Annotated in this window: 4 protein-coding genes and 1 pseudogene; 2 read left to right on the top strand and 3 right to left on the bottom strand. The window is 66.8% G+C overall.

Going from position 1 to position 4399, the window contains the following annotated elements; translation table 11 throughout:
• Both Q8M82_RS12350 and Q8M82_RS12345 read left to right on the top strand, forming a co-directional pair.
• Positions 1 to 249, top strand: a pseudogene (locus tag Q8M82_RS12350) (methyl-accepting chemotaxis protein); the annotation flags it as partial.
• Entirely contained in the window at positions 246 to 614 is a 369-nt protein-coding gene (locus tag Q8M82_RS12345) for a tRNA-binding protein (protein ID WP_305691649.1), read from the top strand. The pseudogene Q8M82_RS12350 and the gene Q8M82_RS12345, both read left to right, overlap by 4 nt.
• 102 nt (positions 615 to 716) lie before the next feature.
• Here the strand turns inward: Q8M82_RS12345 and Q8M82_RS12340 are convergent, their stop codons facing one another.
• The 3 genes from Q8M82_RS12340 to Q8M82_RS12330 all read right to left on the bottom strand — a co-directional run.
• Positions 717 to 2555, bottom strand: coding sequence for a putative bifunctional diguanylate cyclase/phosphodiesterase (locus Q8M82_RS12340; RefSeq protein WP_305691648.1), 1839 nt, complete (start codon positions 2553 to 2555; stop codon positions 717 to 719).
• 67 nt (positions 2556 to 2622) lie between these two features.
• On the bottom strand, positions 2623 to 3609 hold the full coding sequence (locus Q8M82_RS12335; RefSeq protein WP_305691647.1) for a GlxA family transcriptional regulator: 987 nt from the start codon (positions 3607 to 3609) through the stop codon (positions 2623 to 2625).
• A gap of 265 nt (positions 3610 to 3874) precedes the next feature.
• The coding region (locus tag Q8M82_RS12330) for a sensor histidine kinase (protein WP_305691646.1) at positions 3875 to 4399 on the bottom strand (525 nt) is incomplete at its 5' end.

Below are 4399 nucleotides of genomic sequence, written 5' to 3'. Positions count from 1 at the left end.
TCGACTGCCGCCGCTCATTCCCTCTCGCAGGAGGCCGACCGCCTGGCCGCGCTGGTCGCGCGCTTCCAGCTCGGCGGTGACGTCGCGGGACTGAAGGCAATGGCGCGCACGATGCAGGCGGCGGTCGCTCCCGCGCCGCGCAAGCCCGCGCCGCCGGTTGCCCGGCCCGTCGCGGCGGCAGCCAGCAGCGGCGGCGCTGCGCGCAAGCCCGACATGAGCGCCCATGACAAGGGGTGGGCCGAGTTTTGAGCGACCCCTCCGGCAGCGCCGCCCCGGCCGCGGCGATCGGCTTCGACGATTTCCTGAAAGTCGACATCCGCGTCGGCACGATCGTCGAGGCTTTGCCCTATCCGGAGGCGCGGAAGCCCGCGATCAAGCTGGTGATCGATTTCGGCGGCACGATCGGCCTGAAGAAATCCTCGGCGCAGATCACGAAGCACTACACCTGCGAGGATCTGCCGGGCCGACAGGTGCTGGCGGTGGTCAACTTCCCGCCGCGCCAGATCGGCAAGTTCATGTCCGAAGTGCTGACGCTCGGCGTGCCGGACGAGCAGGGCGAGGTCGTGCTGATCGGGCCGGGGATTGAGGTGCCCAAGGGCGGAAGGTTGTTTTAGCCCCCGCGATTCCAGGGATCGCGAGTGCGGCACCTTCAGTCAGGCCACCCTGCGGTATGACTTCGATCGATCCATGAACCAGTGTTGGGAGCCGCTCTGTCGTCAGCAATCTTTGCTGGCCGGGGGATGAAGGGCCAAAAGCGAGCCGAACGACGTCGTGGCGTGGGATGAGCCATCCCTCCCTGCGCCAATGGGCCGCCCATCGGGACATGCCTGAGCGAGGCCGGCCGCGAAATCGCCTGCGCCGACAGGGGGACCGAACAGAAAGCCTTGGCCGATTGGACATCCCATGCCGGCCAGCAACGCACGCTGTGCCTCGGTCTCAACTCCCTCTGCCACGACGGCAACGCCCAAGGCGCGCCCGAGATCGATGATCGCCCGGACGATGACGATCTTCGACTGACTGGATGCCAGTTCGGCGACGAAGCTCCGGTCGATCTTGATCTCAGTGACCGGAAACACCTCGAGCAGGCGCAGGTTCGAATAGCCGGTCCCAAAATCATCGACGGACAGGCCCACGCCGAGATCCCGAAGCCGGCGGAAGGCGTCAAGCACGCCGGGCGTGTCGTTGAGAAACATGCTTTCGGTGATCTCGAGCGTCAGCCAGGCGGGATCGACCCCGGCCTGTCGGATGACCCGCTCCATAATCTCGGCCATGTCGCGGTGCAGGAATTCCGTCGCGGACACGTTGACCGAAAAGCGCAGCGGCCGCTGTCTGCCTGAATTGATCCTGCGAGCAAAGGCGGCGACGGCGGCGAGTCCGCGCTCGCCGAGATCGAGCAGCAGACCGGTTCGTTCCGCCGCTTCGATGAACCGACCCGGCGGCAGGATGCCGAATAGCGGGTGGTTCCATCTGATCAGGGCTTCGGCGCCGACCCATTCGCCGGTCGTCAGGTCGATCTGCGGCTGGAAATGATGGAAGAATTGATCGCCTGCCGCAGCGGCCTTCAGCTCGCGGGTCAACTGGACCCTGTTGCGCGCCTCGTCCTCGTCCGCCCGCCGAAACCGGCGCGGCCCGCTCAGCGGCGCCGCCTTCGCGGCATGCAGCGCTGCGCCGGCGTTCCGGATCAGGGAGATCACTTTGCCCTCGGCCTTGCCTTGCGCGTATCCGATGGCGAAGCGCAAGGAGACGTTCGCGCCCGGAATCACGAAATCGGGCGCCAGCGCCGCGCAGACCTCGGCCACGAACTCTGGCCCGCTCTCCTCAGTCGGGGGTTCGAAGGCCAGGGCGAACTCGTTCGCGCCGATCCGGGCGACCAGGGCAGCCCCGGTCTCCCGCAGCCGGCGGCCGGTTTCCATCAGCAGCGCGTCCCCGACATCGAAGCCGTATCCGGCGTTGATGTCGTGGAAGCCGATCACGTCGAGCTTCACGATCAGCACTGGGCCGTCGCGTGTCGCGAAGCGCCGTTCCGCACTGACGAGAAACGACTGGCGGTTGAGACACCCCGTCGCTCCGTCGAGGTTCGCGGCGCGGTCGAGCGCTATCTCGGTCTGGCGCGTCGCCGACGCATCTCGCAGGATGCCGAGATAGAGCAGTTCGCCGCTGATCGTGAACGGCCTCAGGCTGAGGCTATTCCAGAAGACCGAGCCGTCCTTGCGCTGGTTGCGGAGCGTGACGTCCACCGCTTCGGCCGCCTTGATGGCCGCTGCGATGCGGGCGATTTCCGGTTGTTCGCGATCATTGCCCTGGAGGTAGCGGCAGTCCTTGCCGAGAGCCTCGTCCCGGGCGTAGCCCGTCAGCCGCTCGAAGGCCTTGTTCACATAAAGAAGCGGCGCGTTCCCCGCCGAAACCCGGGCGATCGCCACACCGTCGCAGAACTCCTCGACGAGCGTCGGCAGAAGCGAGCGGAGACGGGTGTCCGAGCCCCGGTCGCCGCTGCCGCCAAACCTCGGCGGCAGCTTCGTGGAGTCCGCCGGCTTGGATTGCTTGAGTTCTTTCATGGCCGCAGCAATGGCGCCGTTGGCCGCGGCGCGGCAATCGGCACGCGCAGCCGTTTTGGGACAACCGTCAGCCGTTATCGGACAATCCGGGTCTCGTTCCGTCTCCAGAACTGCGGAAGCGCTCGCGGTAGTCCGACGGCGTCGCTCCGAGATGCGCCAGAAAGGCCCGGCGCATCGCCCGCGCGGAGCCGAAGCCGGCTTTCGCCGCGATCGCCTCGATCGACAGGCGGCTGCCTTCGAGCAGGAAGCGCGCGACATCGATCCGCGTGAGATCGACATATTCCGCCGGCGGAATCCCGACCTGCTGCGTGAAGACCCTGGTGAAATTGCGCGGGCTCATCGCGGCGATGTTCGCCAGCGCGGCAACGGACAGATCGGCGCTCGGGTGGTTCAAGATGTACTGCTGGACATTGTACAGCCGGCTGTGGTCGACCGCTTGTGCCGCCAGATGCATGCTGAATTGGGATTGGTCTCCCGGTCTCTTCAGGAAGACGACCAGGCGTCTGGCGACGAAGAGCGCCACATCCCGGCCGAGATCTTCCTCGACCAGCGACAGGCCCAGATCGATCGCCGCACTGGATCCGGCGGAGGTGACCATCGCGCCATCCCGAACGAAGACGCGATCTCCATCCACCTTCGCATCGGGAAAGCGCTCGGCGAGGAGGGGCGCATATTGCCAGTGTGTCGCCACTCTGCGGCCGGCGAGGAGGCCGGCGTCGCCGAGCAGGAACGCTCCCGTGCAGACGGAGCCGTAGCGCCGCGCCGTCGCAGCGGTCCGGCCCAGCCAGTCGATCATCTCGCCGCTCGGAGCCGTCGGAATGCCGACGCTCCCGGCGACGAGCAACGTGTCGGGCCTGCCCGAGTGCGTGTGGAAACTCGTGTCGGGCAGGACTCGAAGCCCGGATCCGCAGCGGATCGGCCGGTCGTCCTCCGCGACGATGCCGACCTCGTAATAGGTCTCGGCCGCACGCGCATTCGCTTCGGCGAATACGTCCATGAGGCCGGCCAGTTCGAGCGAATGAACGTTGGAGGGTATGAAGATGACGACCTGCATGTCGGGATCTCCCTCGCAGAGGCAGAGGCCGAATGCGCAGCGAGACCGACCCGATCAGCCAGACGGGCGGCGTGACGACATCTGACGCGTGTCCGAGGAGCGGGTCAATGGCCGCGACGGGCAGTCAATTGGGAAACATCAGCCGAGCCCCGCTTGCTCGCCCCTCAAGCTTGGCTCGATCGTCGTCCCACCATCCTCTCGGAACTTGGTGGCTCCGACAAATTTGGAAGGGTGCACTTCTCGCCGACGCCTGCCCTTAACAGCCTTACACCGGCAGCCGCACCGTCGCCCGCAACCCCCCCAATGACGAGTCCGCCAGGATGATGTCGCCGCCATGGGCGCGGGCGATGTCGCGGGCGATGGCCAGCCCTAAGCCCGTGCCGCCCGAATCGACGTTGCGCGCCTCGTCGAGGCGGAAAAAGGGACGGAAGACGTCCTCGCGCTGGTCGGCCGGGATGCCGGGTCCGTCATCGTCGATCATCACGATCAGGTAGCGCGCGTCATGGGTGGCGCGGATGGCGATGCGGTCGCCATAGCGGGCGGCGTTGGAGACGAGGTTCGTCATCAGGCGCCGGAAGGCGTCGGGCCTGACCACGACCAGAGGGTCGCCGACCACGGTGAGCTCGGTCTGGTGGCCCTGGCGCTCGGCGTCCGATTTCAGCTCTTCCAGCAGGCCGCGGATGTCGGTCTCGATGGCCGTCTCGCCGGCGTCGCCGCGGGCGAAGGCGAGATAGTCCTCGAGCATGCGGGCCATCTCGTCGACATCCTTCTCCAGCGCCTCGATCTCGGA

The sequence above is a fragment of the Allobosea sp. genome, assembly GCF_030694325.1.
In the GTDB taxonomy this organism is placed as follows: Bacteria; Pseudomonadota; Alphaproteobacteria; order Rhizobiales; family Beijerinckiaceae; genus Allobosea.
Note: the sequence above shows the minus strand (reverse complement) of the source record. Positions and strands in the feature narration are given on the sequence as shown.